Raw genomic sequence first — 21,572 nt, 5'->3', positions numbered from 1 at the left:
GAGGAGCGGGGCATGGAACTCTATACTTACTACCGTTCGACGTCCTCGTACCGGGTGCGTATCGCGTTGGCGCTCAAGGGCCTGGATTATCAATCCTTGCCGGTCAACCTGATCGCCCCCCAGGGCGGCGAGCATCGACAGCCGCCTTATCTGGGCATCAACCCGCAGGGCCGCGTGCCGGCCTTGCGTACCGATGAAGGCGAGTTGCTGATCCAGTCTCCCGCCATCATCGAATACCTGGAGGAACGTTATCCACAGCTGCCACTGCTGTCCAAGGACCTCGCCACCCGCGCACATGAGCGCGGCGTGGCGGCAGTGATCGGTTGCGATGTGCACCCGCTGCACAACGTCAGCGTGCTCAACCGGCTGCGCCAGTCGGGCCACGACGAACCGCAGGTGGTGGAGTGGATCGGTCACTGGGTCGGCCAGGGTCTGGCCACGGTAGAGCAGTTGATCGGTGATGACGGTTACTGCTTCGGCCCCGAGCCGGGGCTGGCGGACGTCTACCTGATCCCGCAGTTGTACGCGGCCGAGCGTTTCAATGTTTCCCTTGAGGTTTATCCGCGGATTCGTCGAGTGGCAGCGTTGGCGGCGACGCATCCGGCGTTCGTCCAGGCGCATCCGGCGAATCAGCCTGATACGCCTTGACGCCTCACACCGTCCCACAGGGGGGGGGACTGTGATTAATGGACGATGGCATTCGGCGGCAGATGTCCCAGCCGTTCCGTCAGGCGAATCCGCTGGATGGGATCGTCGCTGAGCAGCAGGGCGTGCTCCAGGTCAAAACGCTCGGCGTTCGGGCAGTCCAGCCGTTGGTACAGGCTGGCCCGGGCCAGATAGTCGGCGGTGCTGGCATTGCCCAGTTCCAGGACGCGTCCGGCGTCGATCAGGGCATTGATGAAGTCGTCGTGGGAGAGGTACAACTGGCGCAGGTTGCGCGACAGCCGTTGCAGCATCTGCACCGGCTCGGCGGTAACCAGGTGATCGGCGCTGAGCTTCATGTTCGGGCCGTACTGGCGATGCAACAACTCTCGGCAATCGTTCGGATAAAGGCGACGGCCGCCGCAGGGATCGAGCAAATGATCGGCGCCCGGCACCCGCAGCAGGAAATGCCCGGGAAAATTGACCCCGACCATGGGGATCTCCAGGCCCTTGGCCAACTCCAGCGCAATCAGCCCCAGCGTCAAGGGTTGCCCTCGTCGGCGTTCCAGTACTTTGTCGAGCAGTGCCACTTGCGGGCGCAAAGGGGTGAAGTCGTCCTGGGCGAAACCCAGATCGTTCATGCGCCGCAATAGCGGTTGGGCCAGTTCACTGACCGGCAGCATCGGCAAGCCGCCGCTGACCCGTTGCTGCAATTCCTGGAAATCGGCCAGTACCGCTTGAGGCTTCACTTCACCGTCATGCTCGACCGCAATCCATAGCGCCGCCTCGAACAGCGCGGGCGGTGAACGTTGCAGGCAGGCGAAGAACGATTGGCGCGGGGTCATCAAAATCTCCGGGCAATGCCTCGTTTTAGCCCCCTCTCCGGCATTCGTCCAGTGCTGCACGAGCGCGAATTCCGGTTATTTCCGAAAGCCTGCATCTGGGCCGCGCTTATTCCGGTGCGCTTCTGCAATTTTCGGGCGCAAGCCTATACTGGCGTCTACAAGAAGTGATTCGGGAGCCTTACGATGTTCGCTCTCATGCAAAGTACTCGCCTTGAATCGCTGCATCTGAGCGTTGACCCGGTCACCGGGTTAAAGGCGGTCATTGCCATTCATAACAGCCGACTGGGGCCTGCCCTGGGTGGTTGTCGTTATCTTGCCTATCCCAGCGACGAGTCTGCGGTCGAGGATGCGGTGCGCCTTGCCCAAGGCATGAGTTACAAGGCGGCACTGGCCGGCCTGGCCCAGGGCGGCGGCGTGGCGGTGATCATTCGCCCCGTTCACGTGGCCAACCGCGCCGCGCTGTTCGAAGCCTTCGGGCGCTGTATCAATCAGCTGGACGGGCGCTACATCACGGCCATCGACAGCGGCACCTCAGTGGCGGACATGGATTGCATCGCCCAACAGACCCAACACGTCACCAGCACCACCTCGGCAGGTGACCCGGCGCCGCACGCGGCGATGGGCGTATTCACCGGCATTCGCGCCACTGCGATGGCACGACTGGGCAGCGATAACCTCGAAGGCCTGCGCGTCGCCATTCAAGGCCTGGGCAACGTCGGTTATGCCCTGGCAGAACAGTTGCACGCCGCCGGGGCCGAACTACTGGTCAGCGATATCGATCACGGCAAGGTGCAACTGGCGATGGAGCAACTCGGGGCTCACCCCATCGCCAACGACGCACTGCTCAGCACACCTTGCGATATTCTTGCGCCATGCGGTTTGGGCGGGGTGCTGAACAGCCACAGCGTGACGCAACTGCGCTGCTCGGCAGTGGCCGGTTCGGCGAACAATCAACTGACGCATCTGGATGTCGCCGATCAACTGGAACGTCGCGGCATCCTGTACGCACCGGATTACGTGATCAACGCTGGCGGGTTGATCTATGTGTCGCTCAAGCACCGTGGCGAAGAACTGTCGACCATCACCGCACACCTGTCGAAAATCAGCTCGCGCCTGACCGAGGTGTTTGCCCATGCCCAGGCGGAAAAACGTTCGCCGGCTCGGGTGGCGGACGAGTTGGCGGAAAAGGTGCTGTATCGATAAAAGGATCAATAGATCGCAGCCTTCGGACATGAAAAAGGCCCTGACTCCATCGGACTCAGGGCCTATTCAATTCGGGTGTCGCTTATTTTGCTGTTTTCGCAGCCTTGGCTGGCTTGGCCGGGGCAACGGGCTCCGCGTTTGCCTCTTCCACAGGAGCGGCCACTGCAACCGGCTCGGCAACTTCAACAGGTGCAGCAAGCAGTTCGGACAGGGCGTCCGGCTGGCTCTTGAACGCCTTGGCGAACACATCGCGATTCTTCGCCATGTAGATCCCGGCCTCTTCCACTTGCTGCTCGGTCAGGGACGGAACGGCTTTTTGCAACACTTCAGCCAGCAATTCGGCCAGTTCGAGCATTTTGTCATGACGGTCAGCTTCGGCTTTATCCATGAACAAGCGCTCCAGATCTCGGCTGCTGCGGTATACCACTTCGACGGCCATTCACCACCTCACATGCCTTCACATTGGTTGTCGGTTTCGACTACTGTATCTATATACAGCGAAAGGATAAGCGAAACCCTGTCTTTTGGGTAGTGGCTTTTTAATGTAGACCGGTTTCGGCATTTGTCAGGCGCGGCGCTGCCAGGTGCGACCAAACGCCACGGCGCGCAATCCTGAGCGGCTCGCCATCATGGGCTGGCCTTTTTTCTGCATGCAGAAAAACCGTCACGTCCAACCCGCATCATCCGGTCGAACCGACCTAAGGAAGCATCATCGTGAAAATCAACTGGGCCGAAAAGCTGCGGCAGAGCGTGCATGAACTGGCCGAGTCCCTGGGCAATCTGTTCGTCGAGACCTTTCATTACCTGGCGCTGTTCGCCATCGGTGCGGTGACCGCGTGGGCGGCGGTGATGGAATTTCTCGGGATGATCGAAGAGGGACACATCAAGATCGATGACATCCTGCTGCTGTTCATCTACCTGGAATTGGGGGCGATGGTCGGGATTTACTTCAAGACCAACCACATGCCCGTGCGCTTCCTGATCTACGTGGCGATCACCGCGCTGACTCGGCTGCTGATTTCCAACGTTTCGCACCACAACCCGCCGGACCTGGGGATCATTTACCTGTGCGGCGGGATCCTGCTGTTGGCGTTTGCGATTCTGGTGGTGCGTTACGCTTCGTCGCAATTTCCCTCGGTGAAGATCGAAAACCCGCAACGCAAGACCGGCGCGGGTTCCAGTGAACATCCAGAGGTCGAGAAGGGCGAAATCTAGAGCCTGAGCGTTGGGCGCTGCCGCCCTTTGACGGGAGGGGGCGGCAAGGTCCGTCCGCTGCCGGTGGTCATGGCTTCGAGGATGGCTACGGCGCTGTGGCCCTGTTCGATGGCAATGCCGAATTGAATGCTTTGAACCAGTCGCTTGAGGCGCTGGGGATCATTGCGTTGTTCGGCGCTGATCATGCGTTTGGCTACCACGCGGCCCCTGTTGGAAAGGGTCAGCATGATGCTGCCGTCCAGGCTCTGAATGCTCAGGTTGATCTGGTAATCCGCTGCAAAGGCATCGGTAATGAGCTGGAAAGGGTTGTCCATGATGCGTCACCGCCTGATTGAACGTGCAGTTGTTGACCGGCCGTGATCAGGTTGGTTCGCAACGCCAGACCACCGGCCATCTCGCCATCATTGTTCCAGCAGGGAAGTAGCAAGGCCCATGCCGGAAAAATTGTCGGACAAAAAACAGGTTCTGTAGGAGCGAGCTTGCTCGCGATGGTCGTCAACGATTACGCGTAAACCCAGACACCTCACGGTGCCTTTTGGTTTTTCGCGAGCAAGCTCGCTCCTACAGGGGCCGCGTTTCCTGCACGTTTCAGGGCAATAACGGCGGGCGTGCAACCAAAACGGTCAGCATTCCACCCAGTTCACCGCCAGTCCACCCCGTGACGTCTCTTTGTACTTGTCGTGCATGTCGGCTCCGGTGTCGCGCATGGTGCGGATCACCCGGTCCAGGGAAATGAAGTGCTTGCCGTCACCGCGCAAGGCCATTTGCGTGGCGTTGATGGCTTTCACGGCGGCGATTGCATTGCGTTCGATGCACGGCACTTGTACCAGTCCGCCAACCGGGTCGCAGGTGAGGCCGAGGTTGTGTTCCAGGCCGATTTCAGCGGCGTTTTCCAACTGTTCCGGGCTGGCGCCCAGTACCTCTGCCAGGCCTGCGGCGGCCATGGCGCAGGCAGAGCCGACTTCGCCCTGGCAGCCGACTTCGGCTCCGGAGATCGATGCGTTTTTCTTGCACAGGATGCCAACGGCGGCTGCGCCCAGGAAGAACGCGACCACGTCGTCGTCAGACGCATCGGCATTGAATTTCATGTAGTAATGCAGCACCGCTGGAATGATTCCCGCTGCGCCGTTGGTCGGCGCCGTGACCATGCGCCCGCCTGCCGCGTTTTCTTCGTTCACGGCAAGGGCGTACAAGTTGACCCATTCCATCGCTGACAAGGTGGAGGTGATGACATTCGGCTTGCCGATTTCCTGCAGGCTGCGATGCAGTTTCGCCGCTCGACGCGGAACATTCAGACCGCCGGGCAGGATGCCTTCGTGACGCAAGCCCTGCTCGACGCATTCGCGCATCACCGACCAGATATGCAACAGGCCCTGGCGAATCTCGGCATCCCCACGCCATGCCCGTTCGTTGGCCATCATCAGCTCACTGACCCGCAGTCCGTGCTCGTTGCACAGCTTGAGCAGTTCGGCGGCGCTGGAGAAGTCGTAAGGCAGCACCACATCGCCGGCCGGTGCGATCCCGGACTCGGCTTCGGTCGCTTCGATGATGAAACCGCCGCCCACCGAGTAATAGGTTTGCTCGAACCGCTCGCCGGTTTCACCGAAAGCCGTCAGGGACATGGCATTGGGGTGGTAGGGCAGGCTCTCGTCAAGCAGCAGGAGATCGCGTTGCCAGTCGAAAGCAATGTCCGCAACGCCCGCCAGACACAATTTGCCGCTTTCGCGCAGGGTGTGAATGCGGCTGTCGATAGTGGTGGGGTCGATGCTGTCGGGCCATTCGCCCATCAAGCCCATGACGCAGGCGCGGTCCGTTGCATGACCGACGCCGGTCGCCGACAGAGAACCGTAAAGGCGAATCTCCACGCGTCGCACGTCCGTCAGTAAACCCTGTTCGAGCAGTTGTTGAGCGAAGGTCGCAGCGGCGCGCATCGGACCGACGGTATGGGAACTGGACGGGCCGATGCCGACTTTGAAGAGATCGAAAACACTGATAGCCATGCTAAAGCCTGTACAAGCAATGGAAGAGGAATCGCCGCCATTTTTGTAGGACAAGCGCTATGTCGGCGATACTGCCCGCCAAGGTCCTACGTGACCAACGAAATTTCCTAAGACATCCTTTAGCAGGACTAAACGATGAGCCGTCAATTACATGCCCAGACCTATGTCTGGCTGAACGTGTTTGCCTGTGCCGCGCGGCACCTGTCGTTCACCCGTTGCGCCGAAGAACTGCACATCACACCGGGAGCCGTCAGCCAGCAGATCCGCCAGCTGGAAGAGCGCCTGGGCTTTCGCCTGTTTCACCGCCGTGCCCGCGGAGTGGAGCTGAGCGCCGAGGGCCAGCGCCTGGCCATTACCGTCAACGAGGCCTTTGGCAGTATCGACGCGGAATTGCGGCGACTGGATGCGGGCATGATCAGCGGGATTCTGCGGGTGCGTTCGATTCCGTCGTTCCTTAGCAAATGGCTGACGCCGCGTCTGCCGCGTTTGCAGCAGCGTTTTCCGGACATCCAGTTGCGCCTGGTGGCCGAGGACAGCAGCGTGCCGTTGCATGAGGGCGACTTCGACCTGGCAATCGACCTGAACGACGGCAGCTATCCGGGCCTGTTATCCACAGCCTTGCTCGATGAACAGATCTTTCCGGTGTGTGCGCCGAGCCTGTTGCGGGGTCGTCCGCCGCTGCACGGTCCGGCAGACCTGATGCACTTTCCGTTGTTGCACGACATCACCGCCTGGCGCGGCAGCTACGAATATGCGGAATGGGAGTTTTACCTCAACGCCATCGGCTTCGAAGGGGCCGATGTGCGACGCGGGCATACCTTCAATCGCAATCACCTGACCATCGAAGCGGCCATCGCCGGGATGGGCGTGGCGATTGCCCGACGAACGCTGCTCAATGATGAGCTGGAACGTGGGGCGCTGATCGTGCCGTTTGGTCTGGCGGTGCCCAATCACAAGCGCTACATGCTGCTTTACGCACCAGGGGCTTTGAGCCATCCGGGTGTGCGCGCGGTGCACGATTGGTTGGTGGAGGAGGCGGGTGCTTTTCGCAGCCTGCACCCGTTGGGGGAACAGCAAATGTGAGCAATTGTTACGCAAGAGCAGGGCGACCCAACTCCCGACCTTAACAGCGCTTTTACCGGTTGTCCGGCTTTTTTTGCGATTGAACATTTATCTTTTTTTAGGGGTTGAATTGTTCAGCGTACAGACCGATTGTGTAACCAAGAGGTCACGGTGATGACGCCCAAGGGCTTAGCTGACCGGCCTCTCGCGAGCTAGCTGAAATAAGGGATGAACTATGCAAATCCAAGTCAATAGCGATAACCATATTCAAGGCAGTAAACGACTGGAGGAGTGGGTACGTACGACCATTGAGAGCACGCTCGAACGCTACGAAGAGGACCTGACACGCGTCGAGGTTCACCTGCGGGACGAGAACGGCGACAAGCCGGGTCCCCACGACATGCGCTGCCAGCTGGAGGCGCGGCCAAAAGGCCATCAACCGGTTTCCGTCACCCATAAGGCCTCCACCATGGAGCAGGCGATCGACGGAGCAGCCACCAAACTTGAACATGCGCTGGAGCATATGTTCGGCAAATTACGCGGCAAACGAGCAAATGTGGTGCCCATCGAGAGTGGCACCCATGCCGACCAGCTGCTGGAAGAAGAGTTTCTGGAAAACGAACAGGCGGCGCTTAACGGCTGACACCTGATTCACTTTTTACCTTCCCATGAGAACGGGCCTGCATTGCAGGCCCGTTTTCGTTTCGGTGGCTTTTGGATGCCATGGTCGTTGGCATGGGTTGTGGGGACAGCCAGGTTTGCGGTGAACCAACGGGCGAGATAGGTGCAGCACCCGATCTTTTGCATATGAGAATATTTATCATTAATATTGCGACCTTGCCGGCCCCCCTGACGCTGTTGTGGTCTCCCCGGTCTCCAGGTCGAAACTTGAACAATGATGACTCTCCCACCCGACCCCCACGATATCGAGCGTGATCAACAGCGCGGCGACCGTGCGCATTTTCTCCAGGTGTTTCTCTCCCAGCGTTCGCAAATGGAAGCGCTGGTAAATCGGCGTGTCGGCTGCAGCGCGACGGCGGCGGACCTCGTTCAGGACTTGTTCTTGCGTTTCTGGCGGCGGCCGCTGGTGCAAGTCGAGGAACTCAGTACCTACCTGTTGCGCTGCGCCGGCAACATCGCCATCGATCATTTGCGCAGTGAAGGCACGCGGGTGCGGGCCAGCGAAGGCATGCTGGTGGAATCACCGGACAGCCATGGCTGCGGACCGCAAGCGGCGCTGGAGGCGGGCAACGATCTGCGCCACGTCGAAGCCGCATTGCGCGCTTTACCGCAGCGCACGCGGCAGATCTTTTTGCTCAATCGCATTCACGGCCGTAAATACGCCGAGATCGCCAAGGCCATGGGCTTGTCCCAAAGTGCCGTGGAAAAACATATGATGCGCGCCCTCGAAGCCTGCAAGGCCAGCCTTCGGGAACCCGAATCGCGTACGCCAGGGAAAGCACCGTGAACCACTTCGAACGCGTCACTCCGACGCCCGCTCAGGAACAGGCAGCGCTGGCCTGGCTGAGTCTGTTGCATGACCAGCCCAGCAGTGCTGATCAGGCGACTTTCAGTCATTGGTTGCAGGCCGATCCCGCTCATGCCGAGGCCTATGCCCGGGCGCAGGTCTTGTGGGAGCTGAGCGAAGGGCCGGCGCGCACGCTGGCCGATGAAGATGCCCTGGCCTTGCAGAGTTACCTCAACGCCATGGACAAGTCTCGGCGCAGCACGGTCGGGCGCTGGTCCGGTGCGCTGGCGATGGCGGCGTGTCTGCTGTTGATGGTCAGTCTCGGTACAGGCTGGCAGCCCTCGCGCTGGATCGATGACCTGGGCGCGGACTTTGTCTCGGCACCGGGGGAAATCCGCACCGTCACCCTGGCCGATCAGTCACAGGTGACGCTGGATGCCGACAGTGCCATCGCCGTGGATTTCAGTCGCGGCGAGCGGCATGTGCAACTGCGTCGCGGCGCCGGGTTTTTCAGCGTGACGCATACGGGGCAACCCTTTGTGGTCGATGCTGAAAAAGGCCAGGCGCGGGTCCTGGGCACGCAGTTCGAAGTCCGTTTGCAGCCTGGGGGGGCGCAGGTCACGGTGCTGTCCGGGCGAGTCGGGGTGACGGCGGACCAGGACGCCGAACAGCAAATCCTCACCGCCGGACAGCAAGTCGCCTACGGCGAAGGCTCGGCACAAATGCTCCACGCAGTGGACAGCGAGGCGCAACTGGCATGGCGCCAGGGCTGGCTTAATTACTACAAGGCGACGTTGGCCGATGTGGTGCGGGATCTGGGACGCTATTACCCGGGACGGATCGTGATGCTCAATAGTGAACTGGCGGCACGCCGGGTCAGTGGCAGCTTCCCGAGCAGGAATCCGCAGGCGGTGTTGAGTTCTTTGCAGGGAGTGTTGGGGTTTGAGCAGCATCAGGTGTTGGGGCATCTGATTATTTTGCGTTGAAGCTGGCGGCCTCTTCGCGGGCAAGCCCGCTCCCACAGAGAAATGCACTTCAAATGTGGGAGCGGGCTTGCCCGCGAAGGGGCCAGTTCAAACACTGCATCACCCGGAACAAAAATATTTTCAAATTGTGATGAGGTAAACCCGATTGCCATCCGTGTAGTGACTGAAACTGCGAGTCATTCGCATCAGTTGTGGTTCTACACAGGTCATGAGTCATGAAGTCCAGGGCAAAATCGGGTTCGGTCAAACAATGGTTGGGTGTGTCTGTGTTGAGCTTTTCGGCATCGGCGTTGTTGCCGCTTGGCCTGGCGCTGGCCGCAGAGACGGGCAGTAGCCAGCCGCGTGCGCAGTTCAGTTTCTCGCTGGCCGCCAAACCGCTGCCCCAGGCCCTGAGTGATTTCAGCCGGGTAACCGGCATCAGCGTCGTCTATACCGATGAAGCGCCATACGGCCTCAATGCGCCGGAGGTCAATGGCCAGATGAGCGCCGAACAGGCCCTGCAACGTCTGCTCACCGGCTCGGGATTGACGTTCCGCCGCACCGACGGCCATACCATGGCGCTGGAGCCGCGGCCGACTGAAGGTGCGTTGAACCTGGGCGCGACCACCATCACCTCGGTGATGGATGAGTCCATGAGCTACCAGCCGCCACCGACCTCTTCGGTGATGCGCTCTTCGGCCCCGATTCAGGACATACCGCAAACCATCAATGTCGTCCCGGCCCAGGTGATCCGCGATCAGGCGCCGCGCAACCTCGATGACGCCCTGGCCAACGTCAGCGGCATCACCCAGGCCAATACCCTGGGCAGCACCCAGGACTCGGTGATGGTTCGCGGTTTTGGCGACAACCGTAACGGCTCGATCATGCGCGACGGCATGCCGATCGTGCAGGGGCGCGGCCTCAACGCCAGTGTGGACCGGGTCGAGGTGCTCAAGGGCCCGGCCTCGTTGCTGTACGGCATCCAGGATCCGGGCGGCGTGGTCAACATGGTCAGCAAGAAACCCGAGCTTGAGCAGTACAACGCGCTGACCGCGCGCGGTTCGAGCTATGGCGACGGCAAGAACGGCAGCGGCGGCACTCTCGACAGCACCGGCGCCCTTGGCGATTCCGGGCTGGCCTACCGCATGGTGCTGGACTACGAAGACGAAGATTACTGGCGCAACTTCGGCGTGCATCGTGAAAGCCTGATTGCGCCGTCGCTGGCCTGGTACGGCGAAGGCACCCAGCTGCTGTTCGCCTATGAGCACCGCGAATTCCTCACGCCGTTCGACCGCGGCACGCTGATCGACCCACGGACCAACCACCCGCTGGACATCTCGCGCAACGAGCGCCTCGACGAGCCGTTCAACAACATGGAAGGGCGTTCGGACCTCTATCACTTCGAGGCTGATCACGAACTCAACGACAACTGGAAAGCCCATTTCGGCTACAGCTGGAACCGCGAAACCTACGATGCCAGCCAGGTGCGCGTGACCGCCATCGACACTAAAAAGGGCACGCTGACCCGCAGCATGGACGGTACTCAAAACGCGATCAGCACCGACCGATTCACCACCGTCAGCCTCGAAGGCAATGTGAATGTGCTCGGCCTGCAGCACGACCTGCTGTTCGGCATCGACGACGAATACCGCAAGATCTACCGCGAAGACCTGATCCGCCAGAAAAGTCGCACCCAGTTCAGCTACGTGAACCCGATCTATGGCCAGGAAGTGCCGGGCACCACTGTCAGCCCGGCCGACAGCGCGCAGACCGATGAATTGCGCAGCGACTCGGCCTTCCTGCAGGATTCCATCCACCTCAACGAGCAATGGATTCTGGTAGCCGGCGCGCGTTTCCAGGCGTACGACCAGTACGCCGGCAAAGGCGTACCGTTCCACGCCAACACCGACGGCAACGGGCAGAAATGGGTGCCGCGCGCGGGCCTGGTGTACAAGTACACCGATGCCTTGTCGTTCTACGGCAGCTACACCGAGTCATTCAAACCCAACTCGACCATCGCACCGTTGAGCGGCAGCAGTACCGTGCTTGACGGCGGCATCGCGCCGGAAGAAGCCAAGTCCTGGGAGTTGGGGGCCAAGCTTGATCTGCCGGGCCGCGTCACCGGCAACATCGCGCTGTTCGACATCAAGAAACGCAATGTGCTGGTGGCCAACGCCGAAGGCCCGACCACGATCTACAGCGCCGCTGGCGAAGTGCGTTCCCGTGGCCTTGAGGTGGACTTGAGCGGTCAGCTCACCGATCGCTGGAGCATGATCGGCAGCTACGCCTACACCGATGCCGAAGTCACCGAAGACCCGATTTACAAGGGTAATCAACTGCAAAACGTGGCGAAGAACAGCGGCTCGTTGTCGGCGGTCTATGACTTCGGCAGCGTCATTGGCGGTGATCAGCTGCGGGTCGGCGCCGGGGCGCGTTATGTGGGGGAGCGCGCGGGCAACGCGGTGAACGATTTCGACTTGCCGAGCTACACCGTGGCCGATGCGTTCGCCACCTACGACACCCAGGTCGACGGGCAGAGGGTCAAGTTTCAGCTCAACGTGAAGAACCTGTTTGACCGCACCTACTACACCTCGGCGGCGAGCCGCTTCTTTGTGTCGATGGGCGATTCGCGGCAGGTGACGTTGTCCAGCACCCTGGAGTTCTGACGACAGACACTGAACCTGTGGGAGCGGGCTTGCCCGCGATGGCGGCAGTACAGGCGATAAATAATCGGACCTAGCGCAAAAACGCCTGTCGATACTGGCCGGGCGTTCCCCCCAATGCCTGGCGAAAGCGGTTGGTGAAGTGGCTGGCACTGGAAAAACCGCAAGCCAGCGCAATCTCCCCCAGTGGTTGCGAGGTCGTGCGCAGCAATTCCCGCGCCCGGTTCAGGCGCCGCGCCAGCAGGTACTGGTGGGGCGGCAAGCCGAAGCTCTCGCGGAACATCCGCGCGAAGTGGTACTCCGACAACGCGCACAACGCCGCCAACTGACCGAGGCTGATGGCCTGGTCCAGATGGCTGTCGATGTACTCCACCAGATGCCGGCGCTGATGCGCGGCCAATCCACCTTTAAGGCGCAGGCCTTGCCGGGCGTTGACCTGGCTGAGCAGGGCATGGCTGAGCAGTTCGTGGGCCAGGCTGCTGGTCAGCAGGCGTTCGCCCGGCTCGTCCCAGTTCAAGCTGATCAACTGCCGAAATCGCAGCGCCTGCTGCGGGTCATCGAGAAACGTCTGCTCGCGCAGCTGCATTTCCCGGGGTTCGCGATCGAGCAGGGTGACGCAGCCGAGGGCAAATTGTTCGGGGCTGAAATACAGGTGTGCCAGGCGGATGTCACCGTTGATCACCCAGCCTGACTGGTGGTCGGCCGGCAGGATGCACAGTTTGTCCGGACCGCCCTTGTTGCCGGGCTGATCGCGACGGAAGGTGCCGGTGCCGCCGGCTATGTAACAGGACAACGTGTGGTGGCTGGGTGCTTCGTATTCCTGTGCGTCGTGGTGATTGCTCCACAAGGCTGCAGACAAGCCGTCACCCAGCTCGGCGCTGTGCTCCAGACGAGCATTCGGCGAGCGGTTGAGGGCTTGAAAGACTTGTAGGGTATCCAGTGCAGCCATGATCGTTGCTCTCTAACACCAGCATCCAACGCCCTGCATCCTACTCCGTAGACGTGCGCCTGCCAGCCTGTCGCCAGACAAAAGCGCAAGTTTATGCAAGTGCCCCAAGGCGTGACGCCGGACACTGGGCGCCTATCGAGGAGCCTTTGCCATGAACCTTTCTCTGTACCTGCTGACCGTGCTGATCTGGGGCACCACCTGGATTGCCCTGAAATGGCAACTGGGCGTGGTGGCGATTCCCGTGTCGATCGTCTATCGCTTCGGCCTCGCCGCGCTGGTGCTGTTCGTGATCCTGTTGCTCAGTCGGCGCCTGCAAGTGATGAACCGTCGCGGGCATTTGATTTGCCTGGCTCAGGGCCTGTGCCTGTTCTGCGTCAACTTCATGTGCTTCCTCACCGCGAGCCAGTGGATCCCCAGCGGTCTGGTGGCCGTCGTGTTTTCCACCGCCACCCTGTGGAATGCCCTCAACGCGCGAGTGTTCTTCGGCCAGAGAATCGCCCGCAACGTGCTGATGGGCGGTGCGCTGGGCCTGCTTGGGTTGGGACTGCTGTTCTGGCCGGAACTGGCCGGGCATACCGCCAGCCCGGAAACCTTGCTCGGCCTTGGTCTGGCCCTGTGCGGCACCTTGTGTTTCTCGGCGGGCAACATGCTCTCAAGCCTGCAACAGAAGGCCGGTCTCAAGCCACTGACCACCAACGCCTGGGGCATGGCCTACGGGGCGGCGATGCTCTCGGTGTGGTGCCTGGTCAAAGGCATTCCCTTCGACATTGAAATGAGCGCGCGTTACATCGGCTCACTGTTGTACCTGGTGATTCCCGGGTCGGTGATCGGCTTCACCGCCTATCTCACACTCGTCGGGCGCATGGGGCCTGAGCGGGCGGCGTACTGCACAGTGCTGTTTCCGGTGGTGGCGCTCAACGTGTCGGCGTTTGCCGAGGGTTATCAATGGACAATACCGGCGCTGTTGGGGCTGGTGTTGGTGATGTCGGGGAACGTACTGGTGTTTCGCAAACCGAAAGTGCCGTTGATGCAGGGAACTGGCAAGTTAGCGTGATTCAGCAGAGGCGGGCGAGATCGGCGGCTCTGCACTCTCGATCGGCAAGGCAATGTAAATCAGGGATAACAGTATGAAGTCAACTGCTTGCCGCCCCCAGTCCCTGTAGTTCCATTTTTTTGATTCGTCCATATTGAACCATTCAATACCGACGGCCTGAAAACAAACGTAATATATAAAAATAGCAATCAGTAACCCGATAACTGCAAATTTTTTTGCTTCGTGGAATGCTTCCTTGCTGGTGTTTATGTTTTTATAAAGATAGTAGGTTCCTATTGTGCAGAAGAGTGTAAACATGATTTCAAGTGTAATGATCAGCCAAAAGATCCGATGATGAAGCAGGGGCGATGTGATGGCTCTATTACTGTACTTGAGTTGATTCAGGGTCGTGTCCATGCTCAGTATATGGGCGAGATATTCGTAGTTTGTGGAGTAGTCGGCGAAATTGTTGTAAGTCGTCAATAGCCCGAAAAAGCTGATAAATAGCAGAATCGAGGTTTTGCTGATTCTAATGATCTGGTTGGTATTGAGTGAATTCAAGATTTTTCTCCGTTATTGTTAAAGAAGGTTTCCTTTCAAGTAACGGATTCTAGCGGATGGTTCTATTGCAGGGTGATGTGCTGAATTGCAAAGTGTGTATTGGTTTAATGCTAGCTTGTTTTAATTGAACTTCTGAGGGCAAAGGGCAGGCGCTTGTAACACCTGCCCGTTTTGCGTCAGCCCTTCCAGACTTGCGGGTTGACCAGGTCCTGCGGGCGCTCGCCCAACAGGGCGCTGCGCAAGTTGGCCAAGGCACGGTTGGCCATGGCATCGCGGGTCTCATGGGTGGCCGAGCCGATGTGCGGCAAGGTCACGGCGTTGTTCAGCTGGAACAGCGGCGACTCGGCCAGGGGTTCTTTTTCGTACACGTCCAGCCCGGCACCACGAATGCGCTTGTTTTGCAGCGCTTCGATCAGCGCCGGTTCATCCACTACCGGGCCACGGGCGATGTTCACCAGAATGGCACTCGGCTTCATCAGCGCCAGTTCACGATGGCTGATCAAGTGCCTGGTTTTCTCGCTGAGCGGCACCACCAGGCAGACGAAATCAGCTTCGGCCAGCAATTGATCGAGGGTGCGAAACTGCGCGCCGAGCTCCTGCTCCAGCCTGGTCTTGCGACTGTTGCCGCTGTAGATGACCGGCATGTTGAACCCCAGGCGACCACGTCGGGCGATGGCCGCACCGATGTTGCCCATGCCGACTATGCCCAGGGTCTTGCCATGCACATCGCAACCGAACAGCTGCGCACCGACAGTGGCTTGCCATTGCCCGGCCTTGGTCCAGGCATCCAGTTCGGCAACGCGGCGCGCGCTGCTCATCAATAGCGCGAACGCCAGGTCGGCGGTGCTTTCGGTGAGCACGTCCGGCGTGTTGGTCAGCATGATTCCGCGTTCGTTGAAGTAGGCCAAGTCATAATTGTCGTAGCCCACCGAGACGCTGGACACCACTTCCAGTCTCGCGGCGTTTTCCAATTGGGCGCGGCCGAGTTTGCGACCAACGCCGATCAGGCCGTGGGCGTGGGGCAGGGCTTCGTTGAACTGGGCGTTGATGTCGCCATTTTTCGGATTCGGCACGATGACGTCGAAATCCTGTTGCAGGCGTTCGACCATTGCCGGGGTGACGCGGCTGAAGGCCAGGACAGTCTTTTTCATGAGAGGCGGGCTCGTCGGGCGGTGAAGAATGCTTAGCAAGCTACAAGTTTCACGCGGCAAGCTGCAAGTTTAAAAGCCGACCTCATCGTTTTAAATTGAAGCTGGCCGGTTGAAGCTTGTCGCTGCCGTTCCGGTATACTGCCGCATTCTTATACTGTGGCATGCGGCTCACTCACCGGGCCCGACATCTCATGCATCACCCGGAGCTTTCATGACTTCCCCGAAACAACCGTCGGTCGCCGACGCCCAGAGCGACGTGCAGGCAGAGCTGCCAGACAGCGTCGACTCCAGCGCCGACAGCGAAACCAAAGCCGAAATCCCGGCATTCAAGTTCCCGTTCAAGCCGGGCGAACTGGCGGCAGCCAAGGGCTCGAACCAGCCGTGGTACAAGAACGGCGCCAAGAACGGCCACACCAAGACGCCGGGCATGGCGCCGCCGGGGACTCGTCGGTCGATGGGCAAGCGCTGAAATTTCCAGTGCCTGGCCTGCCGTCATCGCGAGCAGGCTCGCGATGGGGCCGTTGCCCGTAGCCCAAGTTTTTGATCAAACTGCCCGCAACGAAATGTGCGCAGCTCAATTGGCCTTGGCGGCCAGGCGGATGGAGTCCCATTCGGTGACGTACGCGGTTTTGCTCTTTTTGTTGTAGAGGCACAGCTCGGTGCCTTGTGCACCTTTCATGTGCTTTTGCGGGTACTGGCCCTGGAGCAGGAGCGCGGTATAGCCAACCCGGTCATCGAACTGTGCGGCGTTGCCCACGGGTTTGGCGTCTTTCAGGCCGCTGGCCTTGGTGCAACTGGCGAGTACGGCCTTGTCGTAGGCGGCCCAGGCGTCGGGGCTGGAGGCGTGGGCCTGAGAGGTGAGGGCGGTGAGGCAGAGAATAGTCAGTGTTGCTGCTTTCATGGTTCAGGCGTCCTTGGATGTGCAATGGCCAAGGCTGGAGTATGCCTGATCGTTTTGAGGCGGTTTTGCCGGCCTCTTCGCGGGCAAGTCGGATCGCCGCACCGCCGCTCCCACAGTGACCGAGTACGGCCACAAATTCTGTGCATGACACATAACCCTGTGGGAGCGAGCTTGCTCCAGGCAGCGCTCCGACGATGGCGGCGTATCAGTCTGGAACCGGCTCCCGGCGAACGGCACGCATCCCGACACTTTCATACAATCGCCGCGCCCGGTGGTTGTCTTCCAGCACCTTCAGATCCACACATCCTTCACGCCGCTGCTGGAACACCTTGAACGCCTGCAACAACAAGGCACGTCCCAATCCTCGGCCCTGAAACCGTGGATGCACCACCAGGTTCTTGATGTAGGCGCTGGTCCAGCACTGGCACACGCCAACAATGCCTTCGGCATCCCGGGCGATCAAGCACAGCGCCGGGTCATATTCCGGGTCGTTCTCGAACTGCCATTGCCACATGTCCAGCGCTGCCACGCGACCGCCACCTTCCAGGTAACCGAACTCCATCAACCGGTGCACGGCTGCGCCGATTTCGGGATGGTATTCGTTCAGTTGCAGGCCGGCTGGCCAATCGGGTGACGGCACGACTTCAGTGAGGTCGCGCCGCATCAGCCAGCAAAAATCCTCGGCCAAGGCTCAATATCCCTGTTCGGCGACAGCCTTGGCCGCAGTGATCAGGCACTGGGTCAATTCCGGCGAAGAGAACTTGGTCAGCACCGCGTTAGCTCCCGCCAGCCTTGCTTTCTCGGCGTTCATCGCACTGTCCAGCGACGTGTGCAGCAAGACATAAAGATGCGCGAAGTCCGGGGTTTCCCGCAGGGTGCGGGTGAAGGCGTAGCCGTCCATCTCGGACATTTCGATGTCCGAGACGATCAGGTTGATCTGCTGCGCGGTGCCTTGCAGATCCAGCAGACAGTCGATGGCTTCCTTGGCGCTGCGGGCGGTATGGCATTGCAGGCCAAGGTTACGCAGGGTGTGCACCGATTGCTGCAAGGCGACCTGGCTGTCGTCGACCACCAGGATGCGCGCGTTGCCCAGCAGTTCGGCGTCTTCCATGCTCAGTTCGGTCGGCGCCATTTCGATTTGTGCCGGGGCGATGCCGTGGATGACTTTTTCGATGTCCAGGACCTGCACCAGGGTGCCATCGACCGACGTCACGCCGGTGATGTAAGCGCGCAAACCACCGGAGCCGAAGGGCGGTGGGCGGATGTCGGTGGTCAGGCAATGGACGATCTTGCTCACGGCCTGCACGTGCAGGCCCTGCTTGGAGCGGCTGACATCCGTGACGATCAGGCAGCCGCCGTTGGGGTCTTCCAGCGGGCGCTCGCCAATGGCGCGGCTGAGGTCGATCACCGACAGCGATGCACCGCGCAGGGTGGCGATGCCTTTGACGTGGGGGTGTGATTCCGGCAGCCGGGTCAGCGGCGGGCAGGGAATGATCTCACTGACCTTGAGCAGGTTGATCGCCATCAGCTTGCCGCTGCGCAAGGTAAACAGCAGAAGCGAAAGTGAGTCTGCGCGGGCTTTGGTGGAGGACATAGGAACCTTCTCTGGAAAAAGGTGACGGGCAATCCCGGGATCGCCATGACTTCGATGCCGGGTTATCGACTTGTCGGGGGCAGGCTTTAGGGCAAATGCCTCCATTACCCACCAAAGGGTGATTCGAACGGTAGGAGCCGGCTTGCTGGCGATGGCGCCCTCAAGGACGCTATCGCCGGCAAGCCGGCTCCTACAAAAAACAAATGCCGGGTTATTTCATCCCCAACCGCTTGGCCATCCGCCCCAGGTTCGCCCGATCCAAGCCTAGCTCACGGGCCGCGCTTGCCCAGTTGTTGTTATGCCGTTCCAGGCAGGCACCGATCATTTGACGCTGATATCGCTCGGTGGCCTCACGCAAATCGCCGATCGGCGCTTGGGTGACGGTGGCAACAGGTTGCTCGGTGGCGGTTTCAACGCTGGCGTTGGGCAAGTCCAGGTCGGCGGCGCTCAGGCTGAGAATCTTCGGCCGTTCCTTGCAATTGCCCAGGGCTTTCAAGGCGCTGCGGCCGATCAAATGTTCAAGCTCGCGCACATTGCCGGGCCAGTCGTAGGCCAATAGCGCGGCCTGGGCGTCGCTGTTCAGGCGCAGGCTGTTGAGGCCCATGCGCGAGCGGTTCTGCTCGAGGAAGTAACCGCTGAGCAGCAGCACATCGCGCCCGCGATCGCGCAGGGCCGGCACCAGCAGCGGATAAACACTGAGACGATGGTAGAAGTCGGCACGGTAACGACCGCTGCGCACTTCCTCGGCGAGGTCGCGGTTGGTCGCCGCGATCAGGCGCACGTCGACCTGATGCTCCTGGTCCGAACCCAGTCGCTGCAATTGACCGCTCTGCAACACGCGCAACAACTTGGCCTGCACGGTCAGCGACAACTCACCGACTTCATCAAGAAACAGCGTGCCGCCATTGGCCAGTTCGAACTTGCCACGACGGTCGTTCATCGCCCCGGTAAAGGCGCCGCGGACATGGCCGAACAACTCGCTTTCCACCAAGGTATCGGGCAACGCGGCGCAGTTGAGGCTGATGATCGGTTTGTCGGCGCGGGGCGAGGCGGCATGGATGGCTTGGGCCACCAACTCCTTGCCGACCCCGGTTTCGCCAGTGATCAGCACGGTCAGGTCGCTGCCGCCGACCAGGCTGATTTCTTCGACCAGACGCTTGTGGGCCTTGCTCTGGCCAATCAACTCGCGATTCTGCTGGCCGCTGGCCTGGCGGTAGACCTCGGCGCGCTGATGCTCATCTTCGACCCGGTTGTTCAGCCGCTCGATGCGCTCGGCGGCGTTGACCGTGGCGGCCGCAAGGCTGGCGAAGGCTTGCAGGGCATCCAGTTCGATCGGTTCGAAACGCTCCGGATCGAGGGCATCGAGGGTCAGCAGACCCCATGGGCGCTCGTCGATGAACAAGGGGCAACCCATGCAGTCGTGGACTTCCAGGTGATCATCCAAGCCATCGACCAGGCCGTCATAGGGATCAGGCAAGTCGCTGTCGGCAGCGAAACGGGTCGGACCGGGGCCGCTGAGCAGCGCTGCGAAACGCGGGTGCTCACTGACTTTGAAACGCCGACCGAGGGTGTCGGTACTCAGGCCGTCGACGGCCAGTGGCACCAGCCATTCGCCATCAAGGCGCAGCAGGGCGGCGGCATCGCACGGGAGCAGGGCGCGCATGGCCTCCAGCAGGCGGCGATAACGCTCACCCTCGGGCAGTTCGCGGGACAGGTCGGAGACCAGGGGCAGCAAAGCGGTGAGCAGTGGTTTTGCAGTCATAGTGACTCCGTGTAGTCGGTATGACTATAAGGCAGACAGTGTCGAAATGACTATTATGTTTTTAACTAATTGATTTTTAACGATTAAATAGTTGGCACGAAAGCTGAAGTGCATAGGTAATCCGTTAGCAACCCAAGAAGACCAGGAGTCACCTTATGCTGAGCGCTCAAGACCGTGCCATCGTCAAATCCACCGTACCGCTGCTCGAAAGCGGTGGTGAGGCGCTGATCACGCACTTCTATCGCATGATGCTCTCCGAATACCCGCAAGTCCGCCCGCTGTTCAACCAGGCCCACCAGGCCAGCGGTGACCAGCCGCGTGCCCTGGCCAATGGCGTACTGATGTATGCGCGCCATATCGACCAGCTCGACCAGTTGGGCGACCTGGTGGCCAAGATCATCAACAAGCACGTGGCCTTGCAGATCCTGCCTGAGCACTATCCGATTGTCGGCAGCTGCCTGCTGCGGGCCATTGCCGAAGTGTTGGGTGAAGAGATCGCCACCCCGCAAGTGATCGCGGCCTGGGGCGCGGCCTACGGCCAGCTGGCAGACATCCTGATCGGTGCCGAAGCCAGCGTTTACGACCAAAAAGAACAGGCCCACGGCGGCTGGCGCGGGGCGCGGGAGTTCCTCGTGGTGGACAAGGTCCAGGAGAGCGCCGAGATCACTTCGTTCTACTTCGAACCGGCGGACAAAGGCCCGATCCTGGCGGCAGAACCCGGCCAGTACATCGGCATGAAACTGATCCTCGACGGTGAAGAGATCCGTCGCAACTACTCGCTGTCGGCGCGGGCAAACAAAGGCCAGTACCGCATCAGCGTCAAGCGTGAAGCCGGTGGTCGCGCGTCCAACTACCTGCATGACCAGATGCATGTCGGCGACACCATCCAATTGTTCCCGCCATCGGGCGAGTTCACCCTGACCGCCAGCGACAAACCGCTGGTGCTGATCAGCGGCGGCGTCGGCATCACCCCGACCCTGGCGATGCTCGAAGCGGCGCTGGAGACCCAGCGGCCGGTGCATTTCATCCACTGCGCGCGAAACGGCAGCGTCCATGCTTTCCGCGACTGGATCGATGGCCTGGCCGAGCGTCACCCGCAACTCAAGCGCTTCTACTGCTATTCCGAGGACGACGGCGTGAGCCCGGCGGCGCACAAGGTCGGTTTGTTGAGCCAGCAGCAGTTGAATGCATGGCTTCCGGAGCAACGTGACCTGGATGTTTACTTCCTGGGGCCGAAAGGTTTCATGGCGTCCATCAAGCGCCATCTCAAGGCACTGGGTGTGCCGGAGAAGCAAAGCCGCTATGAGTTCTTCGGGCCGGCAGCGGCGCTGGAATAAATAGTACCGGAGACCGCGTCGCCCTCATCGCGGGCAAGCCCGCTCCCACAGGTTCTGTGTCGTTCACATCAATCTGGATCGACACAAATCCCTGTGGGAGCGGGCTTGCCCGCGATGAAGGCGACGCGGTCTTGAATGGAAAAAAGCTGAAAAGTTAATCCCTCCTTAACCGCTTTGTCGTCTATTCCCCCCGAATCCCCCGGACATGCTCCAGACTCTCA

21 protein-coding genes and 1 pseudogene are annotated in these 21,572 nt (G+C 60.4%); 11 read left to right on the top strand and 11 right to left on the bottom strand.

The window, feature by feature from the left end; translation table 11 throughout:
- Positions 1–12 precede the first annotated feature (12 nt).
- Complete coding sequence (maiA, locus tag AB7M25_RS25660) at positions 13–648, top strand: maleylacetoacetate isomerase (RefSeq protein ID WP_429384083.1); 636 nt, start codon at positions 13–15, stop codon at positions 646–648.
- Between the two features lie 35 nt (positions 649–683).
- Here maiA and AB7M25_RS25655 read toward each other — a convergent pair whose 3' ends face one another.
- Positions 684–1,487 carry a SirB1 family protein gene (locus tag AB7M25_RS25655; RefSeq protein WP_429384081.1) on the bottom strand — a complete coding sequence of 268 codons (804 nt, stop codon included), beginning with the start codon at positions 1,485–1,487 and terminating at the stop codon, positions 684–686.
- A 183-nt stretch (positions 1,488–1,670) separates the two neighbouring features.
- Here AB7M25_RS25655 and AB7M25_RS25650 point away from each other — a divergent pair, with 183 nt between their 5' ends.
- Complete coding sequence (locus AB7M25_RS25650) at positions 1,671–2,690, top strand: Glu/Leu/Phe/Val dehydrogenase family protein (RefSeq protein WP_007970336.1); 1,020 nt, start codon at positions 1,671–1,673, stop codon at positions 2,688–2,690.
- Between the two features lie 199 nt (positions 2,691–2,889).
- On the opposite strand, the pseudogene AB7M25_RS25645 reads toward AB7M25_RS25650, so the two are convergent.
- Positions 2,890–3,129: pseudogene (locus AB7M25_RS25645) on the bottom strand (YebG family protein); the annotation flags it as partial.
- Between the two features lie 275 nt (positions 3,130–3,404).
- Here AB7M25_RS25645 and AB7M25_RS25640 point away from each other — a divergent pair.
- Entirely contained in the window at positions 3,405–3,905 is a 501-nt protein-coding gene (locus AB7M25_RS25640; protein ID WP_007970338.1) for a phosphate-starvation-inducible protein PsiE, read from the top strand.
- Here AB7M25_RS25640 and AB7M25_RS25635 read toward each other — a convergent pair.
- Together AB7M25_RS25635 and AB7M25_RS25630 are read right to left on the bottom strand one after the other, a co-directional pair.
- On the bottom strand, positions 3,902–4,219 hold the full coding sequence (locus AB7M25_RS25635) for a DUF3509 domain-containing protein (protein WP_429384079.1): 318 nt from the start codon (positions 4,217–4,219) through the stop codon (positions 3,902–3,904). The two genes, AB7M25_RS25640 and AB7M25_RS25635, sit on opposite strands and share 4 nt — an antisense overlap.
- Before the next feature lie 309 nt (positions 4,220–4,528).
- Positions 4,529–5,905, bottom strand: a complete 1,377-nt coding sequence (locus AB7M25_RS25630) for an L-serine ammonia-lyase (protein ID WP_429384077.1) — start codon at positions 5,903–5,905, stop codon at positions 4,529–4,531.
- Between the two features lie 135 nt (positions 5,906–6,040).
- Here AB7M25_RS25630 and AB7M25_RS25625 point away from each other — a divergent pair, with 135 nt between their 5' ends.
- From AB7M25_RS25625 to AB7M25_RS25605, 5 genes are all read left to right on the top strand, one after another.
- Positions 6,041–6,988 (top strand): LysR substrate-binding domain-containing protein, encoded by a 948-nt coding sequence (locus AB7M25_RS25625; RefSeq protein ID WP_056728454.1) that lies wholly within the window; start codon positions 6,041–6,043, stop codon positions 6,986–6,988.
- Positions 6,989–7,202: 214 nt separating this feature from the next.
- Positions 7,203–7,610 carry an HPF/RaiA family ribosome-associated protein gene (locus AB7M25_RS25620; RefSeq protein WP_218501101.1) on the top strand — a complete coding sequence of 136 codons (408 nt, stop codon included), beginning with the start codon at positions 7,203–7,205 and terminating at the stop codon, positions 7,608–7,610.
- Positions 7,611–7,862: 252 nt separating this feature from the next.
- A complete protein-coding gene (locus AB7M25_RS25615; protein ID WP_429384074.1) occupies positions 7,863–8,435 on the top strand; it encodes an RNA polymerase sigma factor in 573 nt (190 codons plus the stop codon).
- Complete coding sequence (locus AB7M25_RS25610; RefSeq protein WP_429517613.1) at positions 8,432–9,421, top strand: FecR family protein; 990 nt, start codon at positions 8,432–8,434, stop codon at positions 9,419–9,421. The genes AB7M25_RS25615 and AB7M25_RS25610 overlap by 4 nt, the downstream gene beginning before the upstream one ends.
- A gap of 215 nt (positions 9,422–9,636) precedes the next feature.
- A complete protein-coding gene (locus AB7M25_RS25605; RefSeq protein WP_429384070.1) occupies positions 9,637–12,066 on the top strand; it encodes a TonB-dependent siderophore receptor in 2,430 nt (809 codons plus the stop codon).
- 70 nt (positions 12,067–12,136) lie between these two features.
- On the opposite strand, the gene AB7M25_RS25600 is transcribed toward AB7M25_RS25605, so the two are convergent.
- Positions 12,137–13,012 carry a helix-turn-helix domain-containing protein gene (locus AB7M25_RS25600; RefSeq protein WP_429398011.1) on the bottom strand — a complete coding sequence of 292 codons (876 nt, stop codon included), beginning with the start codon at positions 13,010–13,012 and terminating at the stop codon, positions 12,137–12,139.
- Between the two features lie 151 nt (positions 13,013–13,163).
- Here AB7M25_RS25600 and AB7M25_RS25595 point away from each other — a divergent pair, with 151 nt between their 5' ends.
- Positions 13,164–14,066: a DMT family transporter gene (locus AB7M25_RS25595; protein WP_429384066.1), complete on the top strand. Its 903-nt coding sequence runs from the start codon at positions 13,164–13,166 to the stop codon at positions 14,064–14,066.
- Here the strand turns inward: AB7M25_RS25595 and AB7M25_RS25590 are convergent.
- Together AB7M25_RS25590 and AB7M25_RS25585 are read right to left on the bottom strand one after the other, a co-directional pair.
- The gene (locus AB7M25_RS25590; protein WP_429398013.1) at positions 14,058–14,606 is read right to left on the bottom strand and encodes a DUF2165 domain-containing protein; all 549 of its coding nucleotides are present in this window, start codon (positions 14,604–14,606) and stop codon (positions 14,058–14,060) included. The two genes, AB7M25_RS25595 and AB7M25_RS25590, sit on opposite strands and share 9 nt — an antisense overlap.
- Before the next feature lie 176 nt (positions 14,607–14,782).
- Positions 14,783–15,757 carry a 2-hydroxyacid dehydrogenase gene (locus AB7M25_RS25585; protein ID WP_454238148.1) on the bottom strand — a complete coding sequence of 325 codons (975 nt, stop codon included), beginning with the start codon at positions 15,755–15,757 and terminating at the stop codon, positions 14,783–14,785.
- Between the two features lie 211 nt (positions 15,758–15,968).
- Between AB7M25_RS25585 and AB7M25_RS25580 the strand changes: the two genes are divergently transcribed.
- Positions 15,969–16,226 carry a hypothetical protein gene (locus tag AB7M25_RS25580; RefSeq protein WP_429384060.1) on the top strand — a complete coding sequence of 86 codons (258 nt, stop codon included), beginning with the start codon at positions 15,969–15,971 and terminating at the stop codon, positions 16,224–16,226.
- A gap of 105 nt (positions 16,227–16,331) precedes the next feature.
- Here the strand turns inward: AB7M25_RS25580 and AB7M25_RS25575 are convergent, their stop codons facing one another.
- From AB7M25_RS25575 to norR, 4 genes are all read right to left on the bottom strand, one after another.
- On the bottom strand, positions 16,332–16,658 hold the full coding sequence (locus AB7M25_RS25575; protein WP_429384058.1) for a hypothetical protein: 327 nt from the start codon (positions 16,656–16,658) through the stop codon (positions 16,332–16,334).
- A gap of 205 nt (positions 16,659–16,863) precedes the next feature.
- A complete protein-coding gene (locus tag AB7M25_RS25570) occupies positions 16,864–17,322 on the bottom strand; it encodes a GNAT family N-acetyltransferase (protein WP_454238147.1) in 459 nt (152 codons plus the stop codon).
- Between the two features lie 27 nt (positions 17,323–17,349).
- Positions 17,350–18,252 carry a chemotaxis protein CheV gene (locus tag AB7M25_RS25565; RefSeq protein WP_007970363.1) on the bottom strand — a complete coding sequence of 301 codons (903 nt, stop codon included), beginning with the start codon at positions 18,250–18,252 and terminating at the stop codon, positions 17,350–17,352.
- Between the two features lie 211 nt (positions 18,253–18,463).
- Positions 18,464–20,014 carry a nitric oxide reductase transcriptional regulator NorR gene (gene norR, locus AB7M25_RS25560; protein WP_454238146.1) on the bottom strand — a complete coding sequence of 517 codons (1,551 nt, stop codon included), beginning with the start codon at positions 20,012–20,014 and terminating at the stop codon, positions 18,464–18,466.
- 155 nt (positions 20,015–20,169) lie between these two features.
- Here norR and hmpA point away from each other — a divergent pair, with 155 nt between their 5' ends.
- Entirely contained in the window at positions 20,170–21,351 is a 1,182-nt protein-coding gene (hmpA, locus tag AB7M25_RS25555; protein ID WP_429517618.1) for an NO-inducible flavohemoprotein, read from the top strand.
- The last annotated feature ends 221 nt before the right edge of the window (positions 21,352–21,572 follow it).

The sequence above is a fragment of the Pseudomonas sp. AP3_22 TE3818 genome, assembly GCF_053628995.1.
Note: the sequence above shows the minus strand (reverse complement) of the source record. Positions and strands in the feature narration are given on the sequence as shown.